Source organism: Anaerolineae bacterium, from assembly GCA_013178165.1.
Lineage (GTDB): Bacteria > Chloroflexota > Anaerolineae > Aggregatilineales > Ch27 > Ch27.
This window is the reverse complement of the sequence record JABLXG010000020.1, coordinates 41351-63169: the sequence shown is the minus strand read 5'-3', so window position 1 is coordinate 63169 and position 21819 is coordinate 41351. Positions and strand designations below refer to the sequence as shown.

23 protein-coding genes and 1 tRNA gene are annotated in these 21819 nt (G+C 64.8%); 20 read left to right on the top strand and 4 right to left on the bottom strand.

Annotation, left to right across the window (positions count from 1 at the left end; translation table 11 throughout):
- The first annotated feature begins 112 nt into the window (after nt 1-112).
- The 8 genes from HPY64_12145 to HPY64_12110 all read left to right on the top strand — a co-directional run bounded on the left by HPY64_12145 (nt 113) and on the right by HPY64_12110 (nt 5798).
- Nucleotides 113-562: a hypothetical protein gene (locus HPY64_12145; protein ID NPV67890.1), complete on the top strand. Its 450-nt coding sequence runs from the start codon at nt 113-115 to the stop codon at nt 560-562.
- Nucleotides 563-703: 141 nt separating this feature from the next.
- Nucleotides 704-1201, top strand: a complete 498-nt coding sequence (locus HPY64_12140; GenBank protein NPV67889.1) for a ThiF family adenylyltransferase — start codon at nt 704-706, stop codon at nt 1199-1201.
- 24 nt (nt 1202-1225) lie between these two features.
- Complete coding sequence (locus tag HPY64_12135; GenBank protein ID NPV67888.1) at nt 1226-1624, top strand: hypothetical protein; 399 nt, start codon at nt 1226-1228, stop codon at nt 1622-1624.
- A 2-nt stretch (nt 1625-1626) separates the two neighbouring features.
- A complete protein-coding gene (locus HPY64_12130) occupies nt 1627-2007 on the top strand; it encodes a hypothetical protein (GenBank protein NPV67887.1) in 381 nt (126 codons plus the stop codon).
- The gene (locus tag HPY64_12125) at nt 1976-3190 is read left to right on the top strand and encodes a methyltransferase domain-containing protein (protein NPV67886.1); all 1215 of its coding nucleotides are present in this window, start codon (nt 1976-1978) and stop codon (nt 3188-3190) included. Before HPY64_12130 ends, HPY64_12125 begins: the two co-directional genes overlap by 32 nt.
- A gap of 15 nt (nt 3191-3205) precedes the next feature.
- Nucleotides 3206-3874: a CoA pyrophosphatase gene (locus tag HPY64_12120; GenBank protein ID NPV67885.1), complete on the top strand. Its 669-nt coding sequence runs from the start codon at nt 3206-3208 to the stop codon at nt 3872-3874.
- A gap of 205 nt (nt 3875-4079) precedes the next feature.
- A complete protein-coding gene (locus tag HPY64_12115) occupies nt 4080-4520 on the top strand; it encodes an Hsp20/alpha crystallin family protein (protein ID NPV67884.1) in 441 nt (146 codons plus the stop codon).
- 171 nt (nt 4521-4691) lie between these two features.
- Nucleotides 4692-5798: a glycosyltransferase family 4 protein gene (locus HPY64_12110; GenBank protein ID NPV67883.1), complete on the top strand. Its 1107-nt coding sequence runs from the start codon at nt 4692-4694 to the stop codon at nt 5796-5798.
- 67 nt (nt 5799-5865) lie between these two features.
- Here HPY64_12110 and HPY64_12105 read toward each other — a convergent pair whose 3' ends face one another.
- Nucleotides 5866-8103 carry a multicopper oxidase domain-containing protein gene (locus HPY64_12105; GenBank protein NPV67882.1) on the bottom strand — a complete coding sequence of 746 codons (2238 nt, stop codon included), beginning with the start codon at nt 8101-8103 and terminating at the stop codon, nt 5866-5868.
- Between the two features lie 493 nt (nt 8104-8596).
- Nucleotides 8597-9025, bottom strand: a complete 429-nt coding sequence (locus HPY64_12100) for a hypothetical protein (protein ID NPV67881.1) — start codon at nt 9023-9025, stop codon at nt 8597-8599.
- A gap of 295 nt (nt 9026-9320) precedes the next feature.
- Here HPY64_12100 and rfbD point away from each other — a divergent pair, with 295 nt between their 5' ends.
- Both rfbD and HPY64_12090 read left to right on the top strand, forming a co-directional pair.
- On the top strand, nt 9321-10169 hold the full coding sequence (gene rfbD, locus HPY64_12095) for a dTDP-4-dehydrorhamnose reductase (protein NPV67880.1): 849 nt from the start codon (nt 9321-9323) through the stop codon (nt 10167-10169).
- Between the two features lie 200 nt (nt 10170-10369).
- Nucleotides 10370-10768 carry a hypothetical protein gene (locus HPY64_12090; protein NPV67879.1) on the top strand — a complete coding sequence of 133 codons (399 nt, stop codon included), beginning with the start codon at nt 10370-10372 and terminating at the stop codon, nt 10766-10768.
- 101 nt (nt 10769-10869) lie between these two features.
- On the opposite strand, the gene HPY64_12085 is transcribed toward HPY64_12090, so the two are convergent.
- A tRNA-Ala gene (locus HPY64_12085) sits at nt 10870-10942 on the bottom strand.
- Between the two features lie 94 nt (nt 10943-11036).
- Here HPY64_12085 and HPY64_12080 point away from each other — a divergent pair.
- The 3 genes from HPY64_12080 (at nt 11037) to HPY64_12070 (ending at nt 14420) form a co-directional block, all read left to right on the top strand.
- Nucleotides 11037-12044, top strand: coding sequence for an NUDIX domain-containing protein (locus HPY64_12080; GenBank protein NPV67878.1), 1008 nt, complete (start codon nt 11037-11039; stop codon nt 12042-12044).
- A gap of 23 nt (nt 12045-12067) precedes the next feature.
- The gene (locus HPY64_12075) at nt 12068-13234 is read left to right on the top strand and encodes an MFS transporter (protein NPV67877.1); all 1167 of its coding nucleotides are present in this window, start codon (nt 12068-12070) and stop codon (nt 13232-13234) included.
- An 82-nt stretch (nt 13235-13316) separates the two neighbouring features.
- Nucleotides 13317-14420, top strand: coding sequence for an aminopeptidase P family protein (locus HPY64_12070; GenBank protein ID NPV67876.1), 1104 nt, complete (start codon nt 13317-13319; stop codon nt 14418-14420).
- A 118-nt stretch (nt 14421-14538) separates the two neighbouring features.
- Here the strand turns inward: HPY64_12070 and HPY64_12065 are convergent, their stop codons facing one another.
- Nucleotides 14539-14931 (bottom strand): reactive intermediate/imine deaminase, encoded by a 393-nt coding sequence (locus HPY64_12065; protein ID NPV67875.1) that lies wholly within the window; start codon nt 14929-14931, stop codon nt 14539-14541.
- 253 nt (nt 14932-15184) lie between these two features.
- Here HPY64_12065 and HPY64_12060 point away from each other — a divergent pair, with 253 nt between their 5' ends.
- The 7 genes from HPY64_12060 to HPY64_12030 all read left to right on the top strand — a co-directional run bounded on the left by HPY64_12060 (nt 15185) and on the right by HPY64_12030 (nt 21785).
- Nucleotides 15185-16075: a glycosyltransferase gene (locus tag HPY64_12060; protein NPV67874.1), complete on the top strand. Its 891-nt coding sequence runs from the start codon at nt 15185-15187 to the stop codon at nt 16073-16075.
- Entirely contained in the window at nt 16075-17163 is a 1089-nt protein-coding gene (locus tag HPY64_12055) for a hypothetical protein (GenBank protein NPV67873.1), read from the top strand. Before HPY64_12060 ends, HPY64_12055 begins: the two co-directional genes overlap by 1 nt.
- Nucleotides 17160-18548, top strand: a complete 1389-nt coding sequence (locus HPY64_12050; GenBank protein NPV67872.1) for an oligosaccharide flippase family protein — start codon at nt 17160-17162, stop codon at nt 18546-18548. The genes HPY64_12055 and HPY64_12050 overlap by 4 nt, the downstream gene beginning before the upstream one ends.
- Nucleotides 18549-18666: 118 nt before the next feature.
- On the top strand, nt 18667-18921 hold the full coding sequence (locus HPY64_12045; GenBank protein ID NPV67871.1) for a hypothetical protein: 255 nt from the start codon (nt 18667-18669) through the stop codon (nt 18919-18921).
- Between the two features lie 92 nt (nt 18922-19013).
- The gene (locus HPY64_12040; GenBank protein ID NPV67870.1) at nt 19014-20042 is read left to right on the top strand and encodes an NAD-dependent epimerase/dehydratase family protein; all 1029 of its coding nucleotides are present in this window, start codon (nt 19014-19016) and stop codon (nt 20040-20042) included.
- Nucleotides 20043-20348: 306 nt separating this feature from the next.
- The gene (locus HPY64_12035; protein ID NPV67869.1) at nt 20349-21206 is read left to right on the top strand and encodes a hypothetical protein; all 858 of its coding nucleotides are present in this window, start codon (nt 20349-20351) and stop codon (nt 21204-21206) included.
- An 18-nt stretch (nt 21207-21224) separates the two neighbouring features.
- The gene (locus HPY64_12030) at nt 21225-21785 is read left to right on the top strand and encodes a hypothetical protein (protein NPV67868.1); all 561 of its coding nucleotides are present in this window, start codon (nt 21225-21227) and stop codon (nt 21783-21785) included.
- The last annotated feature ends 34 nt before the right edge of the window (nt 21786-21819 follow it).

The following is a 21819-nucleotide window of genomic DNA, read 5'->3' as shown; positions in this document are numbered from 1 at the left end:
CCACTCGGGGATCGGGCAGGTCCCGAAAACTGATGAGTAAGCTGATCGGGTTTTCGTCTGACATAGTGCCTCCTGGTTAGAGGCATCCTATTATTCCCTATCAGCACTTTTGATGCGATTGCCCTGGTTGCCGGCCATGCCGCCGCTGGGCTGGCATCTGGCCGACCGCGAGCGCTTCCAGGCGGAATATGACCTGTTAACCGGCGACGGGCTGGCCGTCAGCATCACCGAGTGGGATGCCGACCAGCGCCCGCCGCTGGAGATCTGCTTTCTGGTCGGGCGGATGGGCGGCGATCACGTCCTGCTGCTGATCACCGGTTATAATTATCCGGCCACGCCGCCAACCGTGCGGATCGCCCCGATGCTCAGGCTGCAGGACAGTGAGGATATGTTCGCCCGGCTGTGGGCCGAATCGCGCCCGCTGACCGCCCAGGAGACGCCCGACCTGCCCTGGACGGCGGAGCGCACGCTGCTGGAACTGGTACGGGCGGTGGAAGCCGCCCTCAGTGGCCCCGCGGCCAGCAGCCCCGCGCCGGGCGCTCAGGCGACCGATGAAGGGTGAAGGCGGCTGGTTCGCCGCCGGGAAAAGTCGTACCCGCAGGCGTGGCAGCTTGCCTCTCCTGTGGCAAGTGCGCTTTCCCCCTGCATCCAGCGTCGGGCGTTTAGCGTATAGAGAGTCAGGATCGAGCAGAGGTGAGGAACCATGACCGCCTGGGATCGCATTGAGCGCCTGCTGGGCAAGGAGGCGCTGGACTACCTGCACAAACGCACGGTTGGCATTGTCGGGCTGGGTTCCGGCGGCGGCTTCGTGGCGGAGAGCCTGGCCATGAGTGGCGTCGGGCGCTTTGTCCTGATCGACGACGACCTGCTGGAGAGCGTTAACGTGGTGCGCCATGTGGGCGATCTGCGCGACGTGGGCCGCCCCAAAGTGGAGGCCGTCGCCGATCTGATTCGCGCTCGTAACGCCGACGCCGAGGTGACGGCCATCCGTGGCCGCATCGAGCAGCACTTTGACGCCCTCAATAGCGTGGACCTGGTCGTTGTTGGGGTGGATGGCGAGCGGGTCAAGTATCTGATCAACGAAGCCTGCCTGGCCCGTGGCCTGACCGCCGTCTATGCCGGTGTCTATGAACGGGGCGAGGGCGGCGATGTGGTGGTGATCAACCCCCGCGACGAAGCCAGCCCGTGCTACGCCTGCTAGGCCGATGATGTCCGCGAAGGATTGGTGGACCCCGGTGCGGATGAGCTTGATTATGGTATGATCGGGCCGGATGGCACTCTGGAGGCCGAGCCGGGCCTGTGGCTGCATGTGGTGCGGGTGGCCTCTGTGCAGGCCGATCTGGCGCTCAACGAGTTGCTACAGGGCACAGATCAGTACCGCCGCATGCCAGGCAATACCGTGATCCTGGCCAACCGGCCGCTGGAGATCTTCCAGGGCCGGATCACGCCACCCTATGGCGCTGAATGGATCACCATCGCCCGCGACCCTGCCTGCCTGGAATGCAGTCATCGCGGGCGCCTGCAGGAAGCAGAAGCTGCTGAAGGTGAGTTGAGCCTGGATCAGTTGTTGAGCGATTCCGGGATTCATTACGAGGAAGCGGAAGTACAGGACGGAGAAAGCTAAGCATGGCAGAGGACAAGGATCGCAACCTGCCGAACCCACCGGCGGATGAGCAGCCGCCCGCTTCGGGCGCCCCTGGCCCCGCGCCAGCCGACGCGACAACCCCGCCTGCTCCGGACGCCGCCAGCGACGACGAGGCCATGGCCCGCCGCCTGGAACGGCTTGGCGGGGAACCGGCCCCGGCCATCTCCCCGGAGGAATTCGCCCGGCTGCAGCAGGCCGGCCAGATTCATATCGATTCGCGCGGGCGTGTACGCACCACCCGCCGCGAGGAGACTGAGGCCGGTATGAGCCTGCGCAAGCGCCGGGCCTGGTATGCGCCGCCGGGTTGTACCGGCAGAACAGTAGAGGTCCATGATCGGTCACGGTTCCCCACACTCGATTGACGAGCGCCGCGCCGCCCTGGTGGAGGCAATTGTGCGGCGGGCCAGCACACCGCTCTCGCCGGCAGTGTTGCAGGCCTTCCAGCGCGTGCCACGCCATCTGTTTGTGCCGGGCGTCAACCTGGACGCCGTCTACAGCGACGAGCCGATCGTGATCCGGCGTGACAAATTCGGGATGCCGGTTAGCGGCTCGGTGCGCCCGTCTGTCCTGGCAGTGCTGCTCAGCGCCGCTGATATCCAGCCGGGCCATAATGTGCTGGAAATTGGCACCGGCAGCGGCTATAACACCGGCCTGCTGGCCGAGCTGGTCGGCCCGGCAGGGCGCGTGACCACGCTGGAACTGCTCCCGGACCTGGCGGAAGCGGCTCAGGCGCATCTGGAGCGTGCCGGTTACCCCGCCGTCACCGTGCTGGCTCAGGATGGCGCGGAGGGGTACGCGCCCCATGCGCCTTACGATCGGATTGTCTCCGCCGTCAGCGTGTGGGACATCCCGGCGGCCTGGGTGGCCCAGCTCAAAGTTGGCGGCCTGCTGGTCGTGCCGCTGAGCTTTGGCCGCATTCAGATCGGCGCGGCGTTGCGCCGCCTGGCGACCGGAGCGCTGGAAAGCGCCCAGCTCTTCCCGCCTGCTTTCCTGCTCATTCAGGGCAGCGCCGCCGGGCCGGATCGCCAGACCCGCGTACCCGGCTCGTCGCTGGTGGTCGACTTTGGGGAAAGCCCCGGTCTGGATGAGGCTGTCATCCAGGCGTTGCTCTCCACCGGCCACGAGATCGCCCAGTTGCCGCTGGAACTGGAGCAGTACAACCTGGGCCTGTTCAGCTACTACATGCTGTTGCGGCAACCCCCTGGCTATGCCTTCATCACCTACCACGTGGAGGAAGGCCAGCTGGCCTATGGCCTGGAGCTGTTTGGCTGGGGGATCATGAGTCCCACCAGCGCCTGTCTGGTCCCTTATGGCGACATGCGGGTCGTGCATACTTACGGCAGCAGCGACGCCTACCTGATTCTGTCCGATCTGGCCCATGAGTGGGAAGCCGCCGGGCGGCCCGACTTTGACGACTTCCGGCTGTACATCACCCCCGCTGGGCAGCGCCATTACCTGCCGCCAGAACGGGACGCGCTGACCCGCGTGTTCGTCCGCCCGGCGCATACCTATACGCTCTGGGTGCAACCCCGGCCTCGCGCCTGATAGTCCCATCCTCCCATGCCCCGGCTGGTCATCCCCCTGTCTGTGCTGGAAGCGGCCCTCCGCCTGCCCGGCTTTGATGTAGAGGCGGCGCGGCAGCCCATGCACCTGATCCCCAATCTGCGCCGCACGGCACTTCCGCCTGATATTCTGACCCGCCAGGCCGCCGTGCTGGTGCCGGTCTACCCGGCGGACGACGGCCTGACGACCGTCCTGATCCGCCGCGCCCCTGATCCCGGCGTCCATTCCGGGCAGATTGGTTTCCCCGGTGGGGCGCTGGAACCGGGTGATGGCTCGCCCGTTGCCGCCGCGCTGCGCGAAGCATACGAAGAGATCGGCCTGCTCCCGGCGGCGGTGCGGGTGCTGGGCGAACTGGCCGCGGTGTACATCCCGCCCAGCGGTTTTGTGGTCACGCCGGTCCTCGGCGTGCTGGCGGAACGGCCAGCGTTCCACCCCAATCCGACGGAGGTGGTCGGCCTGCTGGAACTGCCGCTGGCCGATCTGCTGGATGACGCCCGCAAACGCGAGCAGGAGATGATCCTGGCGGGGGTGCGCTGCCGCGTGCCCTACTACGACGTGGCCGGGCAGGTGGTCTGGGGGGCGACGGCCCTGATGCTGGCCGAGCTGGAAGGGCGGCTGCGTGCTGTGCTGGGCCGAGCAGCAAGCGAAGTACAAGCCGGGCAGTGACAGGCAGCCGTGTCATCGGGCAGGGGATCGGCGCTGCCGGGCCGGATTTTACATAACTCCAACGGCCTTCCTATGAAACGTTTATGCGCCGCCTACGTGCCTCTGATACAGACCCGCTATAGTTCCGGGCAGTAAACGGAACAAAAGAACCGCGCAGTCACGCTCAAGGCGGTTGGCTGCCCGGATTAATGAGGAGGAAAATGCTATGGCTCTGATGGTTCGTCGCAATCCCTGGCGTACGATGGAACTGTTCAACGAGATGGCCAACGAAATGCTGCGGGAGTTTCCGCGCAGCGAGAATGGCGACGGCGCAACCTACCGCCTGGCTGTGGATGCCTATGAGACCGACGACGCGGTCGTGATCCTGGCCTCTGTGCCCGGCGTGAATCCTGAGGCGATCAACATCAACCTGGAAGATGATGTCCTGACCATTTCGGGCGAGTTTAACCACAACGTGGAAAACGTCCGCTACCTGATCCGCGAACGCGCTGCGCAGGGCCAGTTCCGCCGTGTCCTGCGGTTGAATGTGCCGGTGGTAGTGGAGGGCATCGAGGCAACCTTTGATAATGGCATCCTGACCCTCACCCTGCCCAAGGCGCCGGAAGCCCGCCCGGTGACCATCCCGGTGAACAAGAAGGGTGCATAAAGCCCGGTTCTAACCGCGTGTATCCTTCACGCGCTGTTCAGCCCTCCGGCCCCCCCTGCCGGAGGGCTATTGATTCGGCCTCTCGACTCCTACGTCAGCGGGCTGCCTGCGGTATACTTGCGGCGCAATGCCGCACGTCTGGCCCCGTCCGGGCGGGGGCAAGGAGACCACATGCGCGTCCTGATGCTCTCAAAAGCCTGCATCGTTGGCGTTTACCAGCGCAAGCTGGAAGAAATCGCCCGGCTGGGGGTAGACCTGACGGTGGTGGTTCCCCCCGCCTGGCGGGACGAGCGCGGCGAGACCCCGCTGGAACGCAGCTATACAACCGGCTACCGGCTGGTCGTCAACCCCATCCGCTTCAACGGCCACTTCCATGTGCACTACTATCCTGGCCTGGGCCGCTGGTTCGAGCCTGCGCCGGATATCGTTCATATCGATGAAGAGCCGTACAACGTCGCCACCTGGCAGACATTGTGGCTGGCCCGGCGGGCCGGGGCGCGCAGCCTGTTCTTTAGCTGGCAGAACCTGCCCCGCCGCTATCCGCTGCCGTTCGCCCTGGGGGAGGCGTGGACGTTGCGTCATGTCGACTATGCCATCGCGGGCACGGCCAGCGCCGCTGAGATCTGGCGGCAGAAAGGCTACCGTGGCCCCCTGGCGGTCATCCCTCAGTTTGGCGTCGATCCGGCGCTGTTCCACCCGCTGGAAAAGCCCTTCACCGGGCGGACACGTGCGCTCGGTTTTGTCGGGCGGCTCGTCCCGGAGAAGGGCGTCGATGTGCTGCTGCAGGCGCTGGCCAGGCTGCTCAGCAACGGCATCGCCAACTGGCGGCTGGACATCGTCGGCGGTGGGCCGGAACGCGCCGCGCTGGAACGGCTGACGGCTACGCTGGGCCTGCGGGAGCGCGTCACCTTCACCGGGCCGCTGCCCAGCGCGGAGATGCCCGCTTTTTACCGCCAGCTGGATGTCCTGGCGCTGCCCTCCCTGACCCGCCCCAACTGGAAAGAGCAGTTTGGCCGGGTCCTGGTGGAGGCGATGGCCTGCGGTGTGGTGCCGGTCGGCTCCGACAGCGGGGCGATCCCGGAGGTGATTGGCGACGCCGGGCTGATCGTACCGGAGGGGGATGCGCCGGCGCTGGCGGATGCGCTGCGCCACCTGATCGATCACGATACCCTGCGCCGCGAGTTGGCCCGCAAGGGGCGGGAGCGCGTCCTGGCCCGCTTCACCCAGGAACAGATTGCGGCGCAGACGGTAGCCGTCTACCGCGAAATGCTGGGCTGAATCACGAACGGCAGCCGGGCGCGAATTCCCCGGCTGCCGTTTTATAACTTCTACTGGAAAATCCTGCCTAAGCGCCGTTGAAGCCCGCCAGCGCGCTGGCGAAGGCCAGGAAGGCGGCCTTGTCATCCTCGCTGAGGCTGTTCGGAGTCTTGGCCGTGAGCTGGGCCGTGGCCGACTGCAGCACGGTCTGGATTGCCGCCGGAGGCGTTACCCCGGCCAGGACGTTTAGCCGCGCGGTGATGACCTGGCGGGCCAGGGCGTGCCACTCATTGCCGCCGGGTGTCATGACCGCACCGTAAGTCAGCCCATGCAGGAAGACCTCCTCGCTGCCAAGCCGGCCGATTTGCAACCAGTGGAAGTCGAAACTGTTCGCCCCTTCGATCCTGTGCTCAGCCCAGTAGGCGGCGGATTGCGGGTAGAACCAAGCCGGGTGGATGCCCACGTAATAGGGGCGCATCATCTCGTGATCCTCGTGGGAGAGGATATGGCAGTGCCAGACATAGCGCCCTGGCCGGTCGAATCTGACCTTGATCCGCGTCACTTCGCCGGGGAACATCTGAGCGGTGTCCTTGGGGCCGCGCTCATTGGCCGCAGCAGGGGTGGGTCGTCCCTTGAGCTGGATGTTGGTCAGCTTGCCGCCCAGGGTCGGCGGATCGTTCGGGTGCAGCGGGTCGATGTTGCTCTTGGGCAGGATCGTCGCCGTGTACTTCTGGCGGTTAAGCACTTCGAATGTCACCAGATGCAGGTGGATCGGATGGGCGTCCACCGTAGCGTTGAAGATCTCCCAGATTTCAACATCCCCCAGGTTGGGCACTTCAGTGATAGCCTCGTCCCATAGCAGCGTGCCGTCAAGGGGTGACGCCGGATCGATGATCCCCAGCAGTGGCTGGAGCCGACCGAATTTGTCCATTGCCTCAAAGAGCACCAGCTGGCGTGTTCGGACAGGCGGTTCCTGGATGGTGTATGGTGTTGAGCGCAGTATCGCTGGCAACGTGACTGGAGGTGCTGACGTGGTTTGCCCCACGCGGAAGGCCATGATCTGGCCATCGAGCCGGGGATTGACCGTCGCTCCCCTGGGGAATGGCACACGGGCGTTGTTGCGCACGATCAACGTCTGACCCTGCCAGCCAGCGAAGTCTACCACCACGTCGGCGCGCTCGCCGGGGCCGAGGGTCAGCTGGTTCAGGGGCACAGGCGCATTGAGGAAACCATCGTCTGAGCCAATCTGAGTGAACAGCGGGCCGTTGACGGCATCAGTTGCGCCAGTGTTGATCCACAGGCTGTAGAAGCGCGAGTCGGAACCGTTAAGCAGGCGGAAGCGGTACTTGGTCGGTTCCACATCCAGCACCGGCCAGGCCTTGCCATTGACCAGGATGAAGTTACCAAAGAACTCTGGCAAGGCAGTCGGGTCGGGCGGGTTGATCGCACCCATAGCGATCGCCATAGCCGGGTCGGCGGGGTAGAACAGCGAGCCGTCGGCGGCGAACATGCGATCCTGGATCACGATCTCGATCTCATAGTCGCCGGAGAGAATCCGGTTATCGTCGATCAGAGCCAGCTCGTTGGCATCCCGCAGGAAGTAGAAACCGGCCAGGCCGGCGTACACGTTCAGGCGGGTGATACCCAGGGCGTGGTCGTGATACCACAGAGTCCCGCCCTCCTGATCGTTGTCGTAGCGGTACAGGCTCTTAACGAAACGCGGGCCTTTGAACAGGGGGTCGGCCGGATCAGTGTGGTATCCGGGCGTCCACCAGTATTCGGGCAGGCCGTCGCTATCCGACTCGGTATGGCCGCCGTGCAGATGAGGGACGACTGGCACGCCGCCGAACATGCTGAAGTCATACATCATGCCGTGATTGTGGTGCCCCAGGTGTCCCAGCGCCCAGTGCAGGGTGCTGTCTACCGGCAACAGGTGGTGCCGGACGGCCAGTGCATTGACCCACTGGATATTGAGAGGCACATCTTTCCGGGCGACGAATGTCGCGCCGGGGTAAGTCACCGGCGTGTAGCCGTCCACGCTGTACCCCCAGACTGGCGTGGTCAGCGGCGTACCGGTCAGCGGATTGACCAGACCGAGCGATTGCGTGGTCGGGGCCATGCGTACGGTGTATGTCCCGCCGGAAGTAGCGTCGACGCGCAATCCAGCGGCCTTGATTACCGGCATGGGGTTGACGAACTGTGGCTGGGTGGCCGGGTTGAGCAGGGCCGGCATCTGGGCCAATACCTGCAGGGCCTCCTGCCACGGCAGCATGAGCGCCGCGCCAACTGCCGTGCTGAGCTTGATGAAGTTTCTCCGGGTTAACATGAAGTCTCCTGATGACTCGGTCATAAGCAGGTCTGGATGAGGGCCTGTGACGCCCCTGCCAGGCAGGTAGGGCCAGCGCGGGCGTCCCGATCAATGGCGGCGGGTCATGGAGTAGCGATGTAGTTGTCTGGGTTGGCGATCGTCTACGGGCGGCGAAGAGGTTGGGATGGCAGACGCCAGTAGCGCGTGAGACCAGAACCTAATTCTCAAATTATTTTTGATAAAATAGACAATTAAAATCATATCTTGTCTGTTACACGCTGTCAAGTGCCAGAATGGTAAAAAAGCCGGGCGGCAGCCTGTATCGACTACCGCCCGGCTTTCACTGCTCGTTCTGACTGAAGTGGCTCTGCTTCAGATGCTACCAGAACTTGCTAGCATGCTGGAGCAGGCCTGGCATTATCCCGCTCGTGTGTGTGCGCGTCCCGTCTGATGGGACGCTTCCAAAGCCGAAATCTCCGGCGCTAGAGTAATGGCCCAGGTGGCCTGGTCCTCAGGTTATAGACCTGGCCCTCAATTGCTCGACGCAGTTGGTCTGCAACATCGGCCCGAACACAGTCATGACTTCGGCCAGTTGCTCTGTGGTGAGGAGACCCTGTTCGTTAGCGGAATAGAATTGCTGTCCCTCAGACTCCCAGCCCCAGCCGAGGACAAAGTATCCTTCCCGGCTGGTCCAGTACCCGTATTCAACGAAGCCATCGTATTGCGCGACCAGCAACACGCCACCGGTCAGCTGGCTGGCGGTGACACTGGTGCCATTGGTCAGGTCAACCAGAGCATACTGCGAGATTAGCGGATTGCTGGTCCAACAGACTTTGACAGTGATCGGTTCCCGGGGTATGGCTTCGGCAACAGGCAGGCCAACGGTGATCAATCCAACCAGGAGGACGATTACCGGTACAGCAATTCTGAGGCGGTTCATAGTTCACCTTCCTGAACACTGGGTCAGTATCATCATCATAGTTGATAATTGATTATTGTCAATATATCAACTACAAGATTTATTTTCAATTTATGAATTGATGTCTGTTCAGACGGGTGACAGGTGGCTCGATACCTCCGAATCACCGCGGGGGACATCGCCACGGTGTGAACATCAGCCTCGCATCTCAGGTAGCGATGCAACACCGCCCAACGTCATGATCAGCCGCCTCGAAGCCTGAAATCGGGTATACTTCCGGCGGCTATAGCTGGCATACTTGAGGGAGGGGGTGCCCATGCGCATCATGATCACCGGCGTCAAAGGTCGACTGGGCGGGCGGCTGGCTGCCCTGCTCGCCCCGCACCATCCGATCCTGGGCGTCGACCTGCCGGAGGTCGACCTGGCCGATCCGGCGAGTGTGGGCACGCTGGTCGATCAGGCGCCTGAGCTGGTCATCCATTGCGCCGCCTGGACGGATGTTGACGGCTGCGCCCGCGATCCGGGCCGCGCCCTGCGCGTGAACGCCTATGGCACCAAGCATGTTGCCCTGGCCTGCCAGCGCCTGGGTGCGGCGCTGCTGTATGTGAGCACCAACGAGGTCTTTGATGGCCAGGCCCGCGCCCCTTACCGCGAATACGACGCTGCCAGCCCGATCAACCCGTATGGCTACAGCAAATGGGTGGCCGAGCAGATTGTGCGCGAGCTGGTCCCGCAGCACTACATTGTGCGCACTTCCTGGCTGATCGCCCACGGCGGCCACAACTTCGTCCACGCCATCCTCAACCGGGCGCAGCAGGGACAGGTTCTGCGCGTGGTAATCAACGAAATCGCCGCCCCGACCTACAACGACGACCTGGCGGAGGCGATCGTCCGCCTGCTGGCCAGCGGGCATTATGGCACATACCATCTGGTCAACGCCGGGTATGTCTCCCGCTGGGGGCTGGCTCGCTTTGTTCTGGATCATGCCGGCTATGCCGCTATCCCGATCGAGCCGATCGTCCTGGCCCAGTACCCGCGCCCCTCTCGCCCGCCGGAATTTAGCGCCCTGGAGAATAGCGCCGCCGCCCTGCTGGGCATCACCCTGCGCCCGTGGCAGGAGGCCATGCTGGACTTCCTGGCAAAAGAAGGGTTGCTGGTGTCGTAGCAATGGCCACCGGGCTGTTGCGGGGCCTGGCTCCCCCGGTTGCATGTTACGGGAGTGAATACGGTCATTTGCGTGGATTTTCAGCCCCCCTGTATACTGTTATCTACAGGCGCTAAGGCAGGCGGGTGCGTTCACTTGACAGAAACGTGCTACGAAGCCGCTGACCGGTTCCTCCGGCAGAAAGGAGTCTGGATCGGGCTATGAATCCAGCCATTGGTGTTAAATCGGTTGACAGTCTCTCGGCTCACGAGTTTCAGGTGGCGCTGGATGGTCAGGTGGTCAGCGGCATTTTTGCTGTGCAGGGCCTGACCAGTTTTGTGCTGGAAGGCGAGTTGCCGCCGCTTACCATCACCAAGATGGTGCAGCACGATCCTGCCGCGCCCTTTAATGTCTGGGCCCGGACCTCCCGCGATGGCAGCCGCCCCACCCGCGACGTGGCCATCATCGCCCTGGATGAGGGGGTGGAAACCCGCCGCTGGATCTACCGCAACGCCATCATCCAGGCGATCCAGTACTCCGACTTTGACTCAGGGCGCAGCGATCTGGTTGAAGAGCGAATCACGATCCGGGCCGACCGCGTGGACGAGGTCTGGCCGTAGCATCATCGGCGCTGCCGGGGGCAGAACCCGTGGAAGCAGGACGTGCGCAACCGGAGCGATCGATGCAAAAAGCGTGAGCACGCTGCTCACGCTTTTGTGTGTGGACGTGCAGGGATTCGAACCCTGGACCTCTACAGTGCGATTGTAGCGCTCTCCCAACTGAGCTACACGCCCGTCCTGTGGCAAGCATTGTAGCGCCCGCCAGCGGCGCTTGTCAAGGGCACGCTGTACCCTGCAGGCCGCGCTACCCGGCACACAGAGGAAACCCATGAGTGCAATCAATCCGCCGCAATCGCTGGCAGATGGCTATGTCAAATGGCTGCGCGGCAAGGTTGGCAGCCAGCTGATCTACCTGGTTTACGCCAGCGCCGTGATCTTCGACGCGCAGGGGCGCATCCTGGCCCAGACGCGCTACGACTTCGACTGGCTGAGCATCCCCGGCGGGGCCATGGAACCGGGCGAGACCCTGCTCCAGACGGCCCGGCGCGAGGTGCGGGAGGAAACGGGCATTACGGCGGAGATCAAGGGATTGGCTGGCCTGTTGACCCATCCCCGCTACAATCTGCGCTACCCCAACGGCGATCAGGTTCAGCAGTGGACGGCTATCTTCTGGGGGGAAGCGGCAGGCGGCGCGCTTCAGGCAGACGGCGGCGAGACGCTGACGGCCTTTTTCATCGAGCCGGAAGCCTTTCTGCGCCGGACGCATCCCTCCCACCAGGAGATGGTGACGTGCGCGCTGCGCGCCCGCGCCGGGGAGCCGCCGCAGATCGAACCGGTCGAGTCGTTTCCGCCGCTGCGCCCGTACTACCCTGTATTGCGGGCTGCTGTCGGCCACGAGACGGTGATTCTGCCCGGCGCGCTGGCCATCGTGGAGGATGACCGCGGCTACATCCTGATGACCTACCGCGCCGACTTTGCCTGCTGGGACTTCCCCGGCGGCTTCAGCGATCTGGGCGAGACCTGCCCGGCTACCGTCGTCCGCGAGGTGCAGGAGGAAACCGGCCTGATCGTGGAGCCGTACGCGCTGGTGGGTCTCTATAGCGATCCGCGCCTGTTCTATGTCACCTATCCCAACGGTGATGCGGTGCACGGCGTGGGCGCAGCGTATGCCTGCCGCGTGACCGGTGGGCAACTCATCCCGGAAGGCGCGGACGACGAGAATTCGGCGGTAGCTTTCCTGCCGGTCGAACAGGTGCTGGCGCAGACGCGCCTGGAAGCCATCAGCCAGATCATGCACGATTATCTGGATCGCGGCGGCTGGCCGCATATTCGCTGACGCCTGCCTGCAAAGGAGACTCTGTGAGCGCCATTCGCCAACCTGCCCGCCTGCGCTACCAGATCGTCACCATCACCGTCACCCGCACCCTGATCAATACCGCCTACCGGCTGGTTTACCCCTTCCTGCCAACCATCGCCCGCGGACTGGGCGTGGACCTGGAGGCGGTGGCGCTGGCCATTACCGCCCGTTCCAGCCTGGGGTTGCTTGGTCCGGCCTTTGGCGTGATCGCTGATCGGCGCGGGCGCCGGGCGGGGATGCTGATCGGCCTCATCGCGGTGATCGCTGCCCTGTTGCTGATGACGATCCTGCCGCTGTACGGCATTTTCTTCGCCGGGCTGCTACTGCTGGGTGCGGGCAAGATCGTCTTTGACACGTCAATGCAGGCTTACGTTGGCGATCGGGTGGATTACCGGCGGCGGGGCCTGGCCATTGGCCTGACCGAGCTGGCCTGGTCAGCGGCATATCTGGTGGGCATCCCGGTTGCCGGGTGGCTGATCGCGCGCGGCGGTTGGAACGCGGCCTTCCCCTGGCTGGCGGCGCTGCTGCTTGGCTGCTGCGTCCTGCTGGCGCTGCTGGTCAGCGGCGGGCGTGGATCGGGCAGCCAGCCGCCCGCACTGCCGGATGCCATCCGTGCCCTGCTGACCTACCGCTCCGCCCTGGCTGCCCTGACCGTCAGCCTGCTGATCACCTTCGCCAATGAGCTGGTCAGCATCGTCTTTGGCGTGTGGCTGGAGGATGCCTTCGGCCTGCAGATCGCGGCGCTGGGGGCGGCATCGATCGTGATCGGCGTGGCGGAACTGGGCGGCGAAGGGCTGGTTATCGGCGTGGTCGACCGGCTGGGCAAGCGGCGGGCGGTGGCGCTGGGCGCAGCGGCCAGCGTGCTGAGCGCCCTGGCGCTGCCGGCGCTGGGGACCAGCGTGGAGGGTAGCCTGCTGGGACTGTTCCTGTTCTACCTGACGTTTGAGGCAACGCTGGTGACGAGCATCGCCCTGATGACGGAGATTGCTCCGGAACGCCGGGCGACGCTGCTGGCCGGCAATGTGGCCTTTGTCTCCTTCGGGCGCATGGTAGGCGCGCCGCTGGGGACGGCCCTCTTCGCCGGGGGAATCGCCGCCAATGCTGCTGCCGCGGCGCTGGCCTACCTGCTGGCGCTGGGGGTAGTGATCCTGTTTGTGCAGCAAGAGTAGCTGTGCCCTGGTTGCCCGAATCTCGCTCCGTTGCTACGCTTGGCCGTAGTTGCGCTCATCTGACGCTCAGAGGCAGTGATCGATGTACACGACACGCTTACAGACCCTCCAGCAGATTGTAGCCAGCGCCGGGCTGGACGCCATTGCGCTTGTCCCCGGCCCCAATATGATTTACCTGACCGGGCAGGAGTTCCACCTGATGGAGCGCCCGCTGTTCGGCTTCTACCCGCCCGCCGGCGACCCGGTTTTTGTCCTGCCGGCCCTGGAGCAGGATAAGCTGGCCAGCCCGCCATACCCGATCCGGCTCTTCACCTACACCGACACCGATGGGCCGGACGGGGCCGTGCATGCCGCGCTGGCGGCGCTGGACCTGCCCGGCAAGCGGCTGGGCGTGGAAGGACTGCGAATGCGCTATAACGAGGCGCTGTTGATCACCCGCCATGCGCCGGGGGCTGTCATCACCGACGCCGGGGACGCGCTGGCCGCGCTGCGGCTGCGCAAGGACGCCGCCGAGGTGGCCGCCCTGCGCCGGGCGATTGCCATCAGCCAGGATGCCCTGCAGGAGGTGATCGGGACTGTCCGGCCCGGCATGACCGAGCGCCAGATCGCTAACGCTCTGGTGATCGCTATGTTGCAGCGCGGTGGGGGCGAGCTGCTCTTCCCGCCGATCGTGCTGGGCGGACCGAATAGCGCCCTGCCACACGGCGTCCCCGGAAGCCGCGCCCTGCGCGAAGGCGACCTGCTGCTCTTTGACTTCGGCATCAGCTTCGACCACTATACCTCCGATATCACCCGCACCTTCGCCCTGGGGGAGCCGGACGCGCGTTTGCGGGAGGCTTACGCGGCGGTCTACGCGGCCAACGCCGCCGGGCGCCGGGCTGCCGGACCGGGTGTGCCCTGCCAGGAAGTCGACCGCGCCGCCCGTGCCGAAATCGAGAAGGCCGGGCTGGGGGCGTACTTCACCCATCGCACCGGGCACGGCCTGGGCATGGAAGTGCACGAAGGCCCCTATATCCGCGAGGGGAATGCGCAGTTGCTGGAGCCGGGCCATGTCTTCACGGTGGAGCCGGGTGTCTACCTGCCGGGGGTGGGCGGGGTGCGCATTGAAGACAACGTGCTGATCACAGCAGACGGCGCGGAATCGCTGACGACCTTCCCGCGCGAGCTACAGGTGATCGGGGGGTAGAGGGGGGAGACAATAACTTGGTTTTTCAGTAAATCGTTAAGGACACTTCCACCACCCTCCAGGCCGCCGATGATCGTCACCGGCGGCCTGGTACTCCCTTCTGCTCCCTGTTAAGGCGTCAGCTGCCCTCGCTCGCGTCGGCCACCACCTCGATCTCCACCAGCGCCCCTAGTGGCAAATCCAGCCCACCGACGGTCGTCCGCGCCGGCGGCTTCTCCGGGTCAATCCAGCGGGCGTAGACCTCGTTCATGGCGGCGAAATCGGCGATGTTGTGCAGGTAGACATTCGCCTTGACGGCACGCTGCAGGGAAGTGCCCGCCGCCCTGAGGATGGCGTCCAGGTTCTTCATCGTCTGCTCGGTCTGGGCCTTGATGTCGCCCTCGATCAGACGACCGGTCGCCGGGTCAACTGCTGCCTGACCGGCTGTATAGACCAGGTTGCCGATTCGGATCCCCTGCGAATATGGCCCGATGGCCTTTGGGGCGTCGGAAGTCTTGATCACGTCACGCATCGCTTCACCTCATCACCAGGCGGGGGAAGCCGCCCCCGCGATCCACGCTGGTCCAACAGTAAACGATCCGCCCTGCTGCCGCAAGGGGCCGGGTGTCCCGGCGTCTCTGTTCCTGTCACCTGCCGCTTGCCTCCTGCCTCTTTCTTGCCGGTCTCCCAGTCTCCCGGCTGCCGGCTGCGACCGGTATGCCAGGAGGGGCCTGTATGTCTATAATAAGCCAGGCTTAACCTGAGCGTCGGATGAAACGCCTGCCATGCAGCTTTCCTTTATTGTCATCACCTACGGACGCCAGGATGATCTGTACCGCTGCCTGGAATCGATCTTCCGTCAGGAGGGTCTGCCTGCACCCTATGAGATCATCCTGATCAACAATGGCCCGCAGGAAACCCTGCGCCTTCCCCCGCTGGATGACCGCGCCCGGCTCCACGTGGAGCACGCGCCGCACAATCTGGGCGTCTGCGGCGGGCGCAACCTGGGGATCAGGCTGGCCCGGGGCGATCTGCTGATCTTCATCGATGACGACGCCGCATGGTCTACCCCGCAGGAAGTCAGCCGGATCGTGGGGTACTTCGCCGCCAATCCGCGCTGCGGCGGGCTGTGTGGGCGCATCCTGCACCCGGACGGACGGCTGGATGAGCGCCATCTACCTTACCCCGATAAGGCCTACGCCCGCGCCCTGACGGCGCCTACCCCGGCCCCTTACTTCCTGGGCACAGCGCATGCCCTGCGCGCTGCGGCGCTGGGCGGCCCGGAGGTCTACCCGGAGCGTTACTTCTACGCCATGGAGGAGATCGATCTGAGCCTGCGCCTGATTGACGCCGGCTGGGAGATCGTGTACCTGCCGGAGGTTGCCGCCCGCCATTACACCTCGTCAGAGGGGCGCCTGGAGGAAGTCGAGCGCTGGCAGCATTACAGTCTCAATAAGGCGCGTATGGCCTGGCGTCTGTTGCCGCTGCCCTACCCGCTGACCACGATGCTGATCTGGGGTGTGGCGGCGCTGATCAGGACCCGGCGACCGGGCGTAGCGCTGGGCATGCTGGGCGCCCTGTGGGCGGAACGCACCCTGTTGCGCCGGGAACGCCGCCCGATCCGTCCGGCGACCGTCCGCTATCTGCGGCGCATTGGCGCCAGGCTGCTCTACTGATGACCATCCGCCTCTTTCTGGCTCATACCCCGCTGCACATCCTGTATAGCCTCAGCCTGATCCGGGCCGAGCCTGGTCCCTCGCCATGGCTGGCCGTGTTCAACGACTTCGAGGGCGCGCGCCGCGCCGTTGATGGGCTGGCAGGGCTGCTGCCCGCGTCGGGCCGGACGATCCTGCTCCCTGGCGCACAGGACGCCCCGCGCCCGCCACATCCGCTGCGCCGCCTCACGGCTCACCTGCCGCTGATTGCTGCTGTCCGCCGCGCCCGCCATCTGCTGGCCCCCCATCCGCCGCAGACCGTTTACCTGTTTAACGACATGCGCCCGGATGTCCAGCAGATCGCGGTGGATGCCCTCCGGCGCAGCCCCGGCTGCCGCCTGTATGCCGTTGAAGATGGCGCGGCGGCCTACGTGGATCGCCAGCCGCCAGAGCGCACCCATGCCAGGCGGCTGACCGCGCTTTTCCCGCTGGTCTACGGGCGGGGCTTTGAGCGCCTGGAAGGCATGGGCGGCTTCAGCCTGTTGCAGGCCGCTTACCTGACCTTTCCGGAGCACGCCAACGCTGCCCTGCGACGGCTGCCACGCCACGCCCTGCCGCGCCCGGTCTTTACCCCGCCGGAGCTGGACGCCCTGATCGGCCTCTTTGCCCCGCCGGAGGATGGCTTGTTCGACTGGCAGGGGCTGAGCCGTCCCGCCCTGATCTGCGTCCCTCATTCGTCGGCTCTGACTCCGGCGCTGCTGGCGAACCTGCGCGGCCTGATCCGGGCCTGGGAGGGGCAGGGCTGGCAGGTGCTGCTCAAAGCTCACCCACGCGAGCAGGAGGACCTCGCCCGGCTGCTGGCGGTAGGAGAGGATGTTCGCGTACTGGTGCGGACTATTCCCGCCGAACTGATCATCGCCCGGCTGGGATCGGCGCTGCGCGCGGTGGCCTCCGGGCCGTCCAGTGTCCTGCACACCACGCGCTGGCTCAACCCGGCGGCGGAAGCCTGGCTGATCAGCGCGGAGGACGCTCCCTTCCCGCCGGAACTGGCCCGCTTCCTGGCCGCGATCGGCGTCCGGATGCCGGCGAGCGAGGATAGCCATCGATGATCGCTGTCCTGCGCCGCGGCCAGCGCGCCCTGGAGAGCCGGTCGGCCCGCACCACGCTGTGGTATGTGACCGGCCATACCCTGCAAAAGGGCCTCGACTTCCTGTTCATGCCGGTTTTCGCCCTGCTGCTGACACCGGAGGAATACGGGGCGGTTGCCCTGTTCCTCACCTGGATGACGATCTTCAACAGCACGATCACGCTCCGGCTGGATCGGGCAGTGGGCCGCGCCCGCTACGACTATGATGACCGGCGCTTCCGCCAGTTTCTCTCCACCATCGCTGCGCTGGGGACGCTGACGGCGCTGGCGGCGCTGGGCGGGCTGGCCCTGTTGCCGGGGGAGACACTGGCAGCACTCTTCCGCATTGAGCGGCGGCTGGTGTTGCTGGCGGCATCCGCAGCGGCGGGCCTCTTTGTCATCGAGATCGTCCTGGAAGCCTGGCTGTACGCCTACCGCTACCGGCTGTATACGGCGCTCAGCCTGGCCCTGGCCTTGCTGCGGATCGTGCTATCCCTCGCTTTCATCCTGATCCTGCCGGGTCGGCTGCCGGGCGTGGACGGGGCGCTGGCCCGCGCCCTGGGTATTGCGCTGGTCAGCGGGGGAGGTGGGCTGGTGCTGGGGGCGGGGCTATTGTGGCGCGGGCGGCGTCCGGTCGATCGGGCAGCCTGGCGCTACGCCCTGGCCTATAGCGTGCCGTTGATCCCGCACCTGCTGGCCGGGCTGTTGTTGAGCCAGTTTGACCGGGTGCTGATCGGCCAGTATGCCGGGCTGGGAGCGGCGGGCATCTACAGCTTCGCCTACCAGATTGGCAGCGTGGTCTTTGTGCTGTGGGCTGGGGCCAACCGCGCCTGGGTGCCCTGGTTCTTCGAGCAGATGGCCCGTGAAGGGCAGGAAGGCGACTCTACTGCCCGCGTCGCAATACGCGCCGCCATCCGCGCCCGCGCCAGCCAGTATACGCTGCTGTTTGCGGTGGTCACCGCTGGCCTTATCATCGTCGGGCCGCCGCTGGCCCGGCTGGTGACCCCGCCAGAATACCGCGAAGGGCTGGCGATCGTCCCGGTGGTGATGGCGGGATGCTTCTTTATGTTGCCGCACACCTTCTACGTCAACCTGGAATATTACGAAAAGCGCACCGGCACAATCTCCCTGGGGACGATGCTGGCGGCGGCAGCCAATATCGCCCTCAATGTGGCCCTGATCCCCCCCTATGGCTACCCCGTCGCTGCCTGGACAACCGTCCTGGGTTACCTGCTGTTGTTTCTCTTCCATGCTGCCTTTGTGCGCTTCCGGCTCAAGCAGGCGAATCTGTTCCCCTTCCTCCTGCTGCTGGCGACCGGCCTGACTCTGGCTGCTCTGGCGGCGATCCTGCAGGCTGCCACCGGGTAGCTACTTCCCTGGATCGTAAATAAAACATTAATTCTTTGGTGATAAATTCTATTTTACTTTATACTTTATCATGACAACGGATAGAGATTCGCTATCTAACCAAGAGACCATATTCCGCATGGCCCCTGAACAGCAGGTTTGCGAGTTTGTAGAAGCCTGTCCGATGTTCGCTTACTTCCGCCAGAACGCCCGGCGGGTTTACCTCATGTTGTATTGCCGCGGCGATTTTCACGTTTGCCGCCGCCGATCGCTCCTCCTGATCGGTCAGCCGGCGCCCGCCGGCCTGCTGCCTTATGGCGGTATGCTGCGCGAGCATGACAGGTCACTTGGCGTCCCGCTTGATGAGGATCGGAACCTGGCAGGCGCCGCCTGAGGGCGCTAGAATGCCCATCGCCGGCCCGCCAGGGCGCCCAGGGCGCTGGCCAGCTGGCCGGAAGACAGCGATACGCATCTCAAGGAGAAGCCATGCGCAAAGAAGTTGTGCTTGTGACGGGCGCCAGCGGCGAGATGGGCCAGGCCCTGATCCAGCGTCTGTCCGCCAGCGGTGTGCGCAATATCCTGGCCCTGGATGTCCGCCCCCTGCCAGACGAGATCCGCAAACACTGCCCGTACAGCATCACCGGCGATCTGTTGGATGACAAATTAATGGATCGCCTGGTTTCAGAGTTTTCGATTCCGCGCATCTTTCACCTGGCCGCTTTGCTCTCTACCCGCGCGGAATTCACGCCGGAGGCCGCCCACCGCGTCAATGTCGATGGCACACTGGGCCTGCTCAAGCTGGCTGTTGACCAGGCCATGTGGCTGGGCCAGCCGGTCAAGTTTATCTTTCCCAGTTCGATCGCCGTCTATGGCCTGCCGGACCTGGCCACCAAGGCCAGCGCCGGGGCCGTCCGCGAGCATGAGTGGAACATCCCGACCACCATGTACGGCTGCAACAAGCTCTACGCCGAGCACCTGGGTCGCTACTACGCCCGTCATTACCGCCAGCTGGCCGCCGAACGCCCGCCTCACACGGTGGACTTCCGCGCCATTCGCTTCCCCGGCCTGATCAGCGCCTTCACCGTGCCCAGCGGCGGTACCAGCGACTATGGCCCGGAGATGCTGCACGCTGCCGCGCGGGGCGAGCCGTACGCCTGCTTCGTCCGGGAAGATACAACCATGCCCTTCATGGCCATGCCGGACGCGATCAAGGCCCTGCTGATGCTGGAAGCCGCGCCGCAGGAACGCCTGACCACCCATGTCTACAATGTGACCAGCTTCAGCCTCTCCGCCGGGGACTTCCGCGGGGAGGTACTGCGGGCCTTCCCCGGCGCACAGATCACCTTTGCCCCGGATCGGCGGCGGCAGGGCATCGTGGATAGCTGGCCGGTCGACCAGGACGACAGTCGCGCCCGGCAGGACTGGGGCTGGGCACCCGATTACGACCTGCGCCGCGCCTTTGACGAATACCTGGTGCCCAACATCCGCGAGCGTTACACCATGCCCGGCGCATGAGCGCCGCCAGCAGCAACCCATGGAGCAGGGGAGCGCCGGAGTCTGTGCCCGGCGCTCCCGTTTTGATAGCGCTCTGCCGCTGGATAACCCCGAAAAATCAGATTTGCGCACTCCATAAAACTCCTGTATAAGTGACTGAGGATGTCCGGCGGGCACGGACTTCCCCGGACTGTCCGAGCGGTTATCGACCGGCAGTCCTCCTGCCTGGCCCGGGTGCTACCCCGTCAGCCCACCTGTGTCGTCACGCGGCGAGCGCTGCGTGCTCGTATTCATCCCTGTCCTGTAGCATCTCAAGGAGACCCTGTTATGGACGAGCATCGCCGAAGTGCCGTGCCCTGGCGTCGCCTGCTGGGCGGACTGACGCTGCTGGCCCTGATCCTGACCGGCTGCGATTTCACCCTTTCCGCTACGGCGACACCGGCGTTTTCCGTCGGCACTACCGTGTTTTCGGCCATCCGCTGGCGCGACCCGGCCAGCGCGATTGATGTTGTCTTCGTGGCGGACGAGGGCTATGGCGCCCTGACCAACACCGCCAACCGCCAAAATTTTCTTAATGACGTGGCTGACCTGATCGATACTGGCTTCTGGCAGAATGCTGTTGTTGGCGCCAACCTGGGCCTGTTCAACTTCTGGTTCTCCACGGCCGCCGGCGGCGATGTCGAGCCGCCGACCAGCGGCATCTGCCCGCGCATCACCTGGCCGAACCTGGCCGACGCCGCCTTCGCCGAGCTGGTCGTGATCGTCCACCGCGAGGCCGGCGTCCGCGATTGTGGCGGCGGCGGGCGGGCCAGCGCCATGGCCGGTGGCGGCAGAGAGTGGATCGCCGTCCACGAATCCGGGCACGCGGCCTTTGGCCTGCCGGATGAATACTGTTGTGACGGTGGTTACTGGAACATCTCCCCGATTCTGTATAACAGCCAGGCCGCCTGCACCAGTGACGCGGCCAATGCCGGCTGGCGCAACTGCCGATCCTTCACCGCCAATAACGGTACCACCTGGTGGCGTTCCGAGGACAACAACATCGACCTGATGCGTGACGCCGGGCCGACCGTCTGGGAATTCGGGCCGGCTGACTGGGTGATCGTGCGCAATGTGCTCACCGCCCTCGGTGCGACCGTCAACGCGCCAAGTGTGTTCGCCCCCACCAACTGGGACTGGCCATAAAGGCAAAGGAGTCTGGCGATGAACCGCAAACAGACTGTTCTTCTGACCGCCGGGCTGGGCGTGCTGGCGCTGGTGGGAGTGGCGCTCCTGTTTGGCTCCGCCGCCATCACTGCCCAGAACGAAATCGGCCCCAAGCCTACCTTCGTGCCCGCTGACGGCCTGACGCCGGCGCCAACCCCGCCGGACGGGCGGCAGGTGGCCATCCTGACCCTGGTCATTGAATCGGACCCCGAGGGTAGGCTCAAGGGCGTCCAGCTTGAACGGGGACGGATCATCAATAGTTACGCGCCCAATGTCGCTGAGCGCCCCGGCGAGTGGACGGTCGAAGTCGTTGGGGAGCGCAGCCTGCGCTTTGGGATTGAGGACCCGCGTCGTCTGCACGTCTATGGCGGAGAAGACGCCCAGCGAGATATGGCCCATACTTCTGAGATGCAGGCCAGCGCGGTTGTTGATCTGGTTGTACCGCTGTGGAATCTGGACGCTGACCTGCAGGCCAAGGAGATACGCATCCTGGATCAGGAAGGCAACGTCGTTTTCGTCACGGAAGTTGACCGCGAGCGCTGGTCACGCGAGCAATAACCGTTCAGGAGTTCAGGCGGGGGGCCGGGCGGTG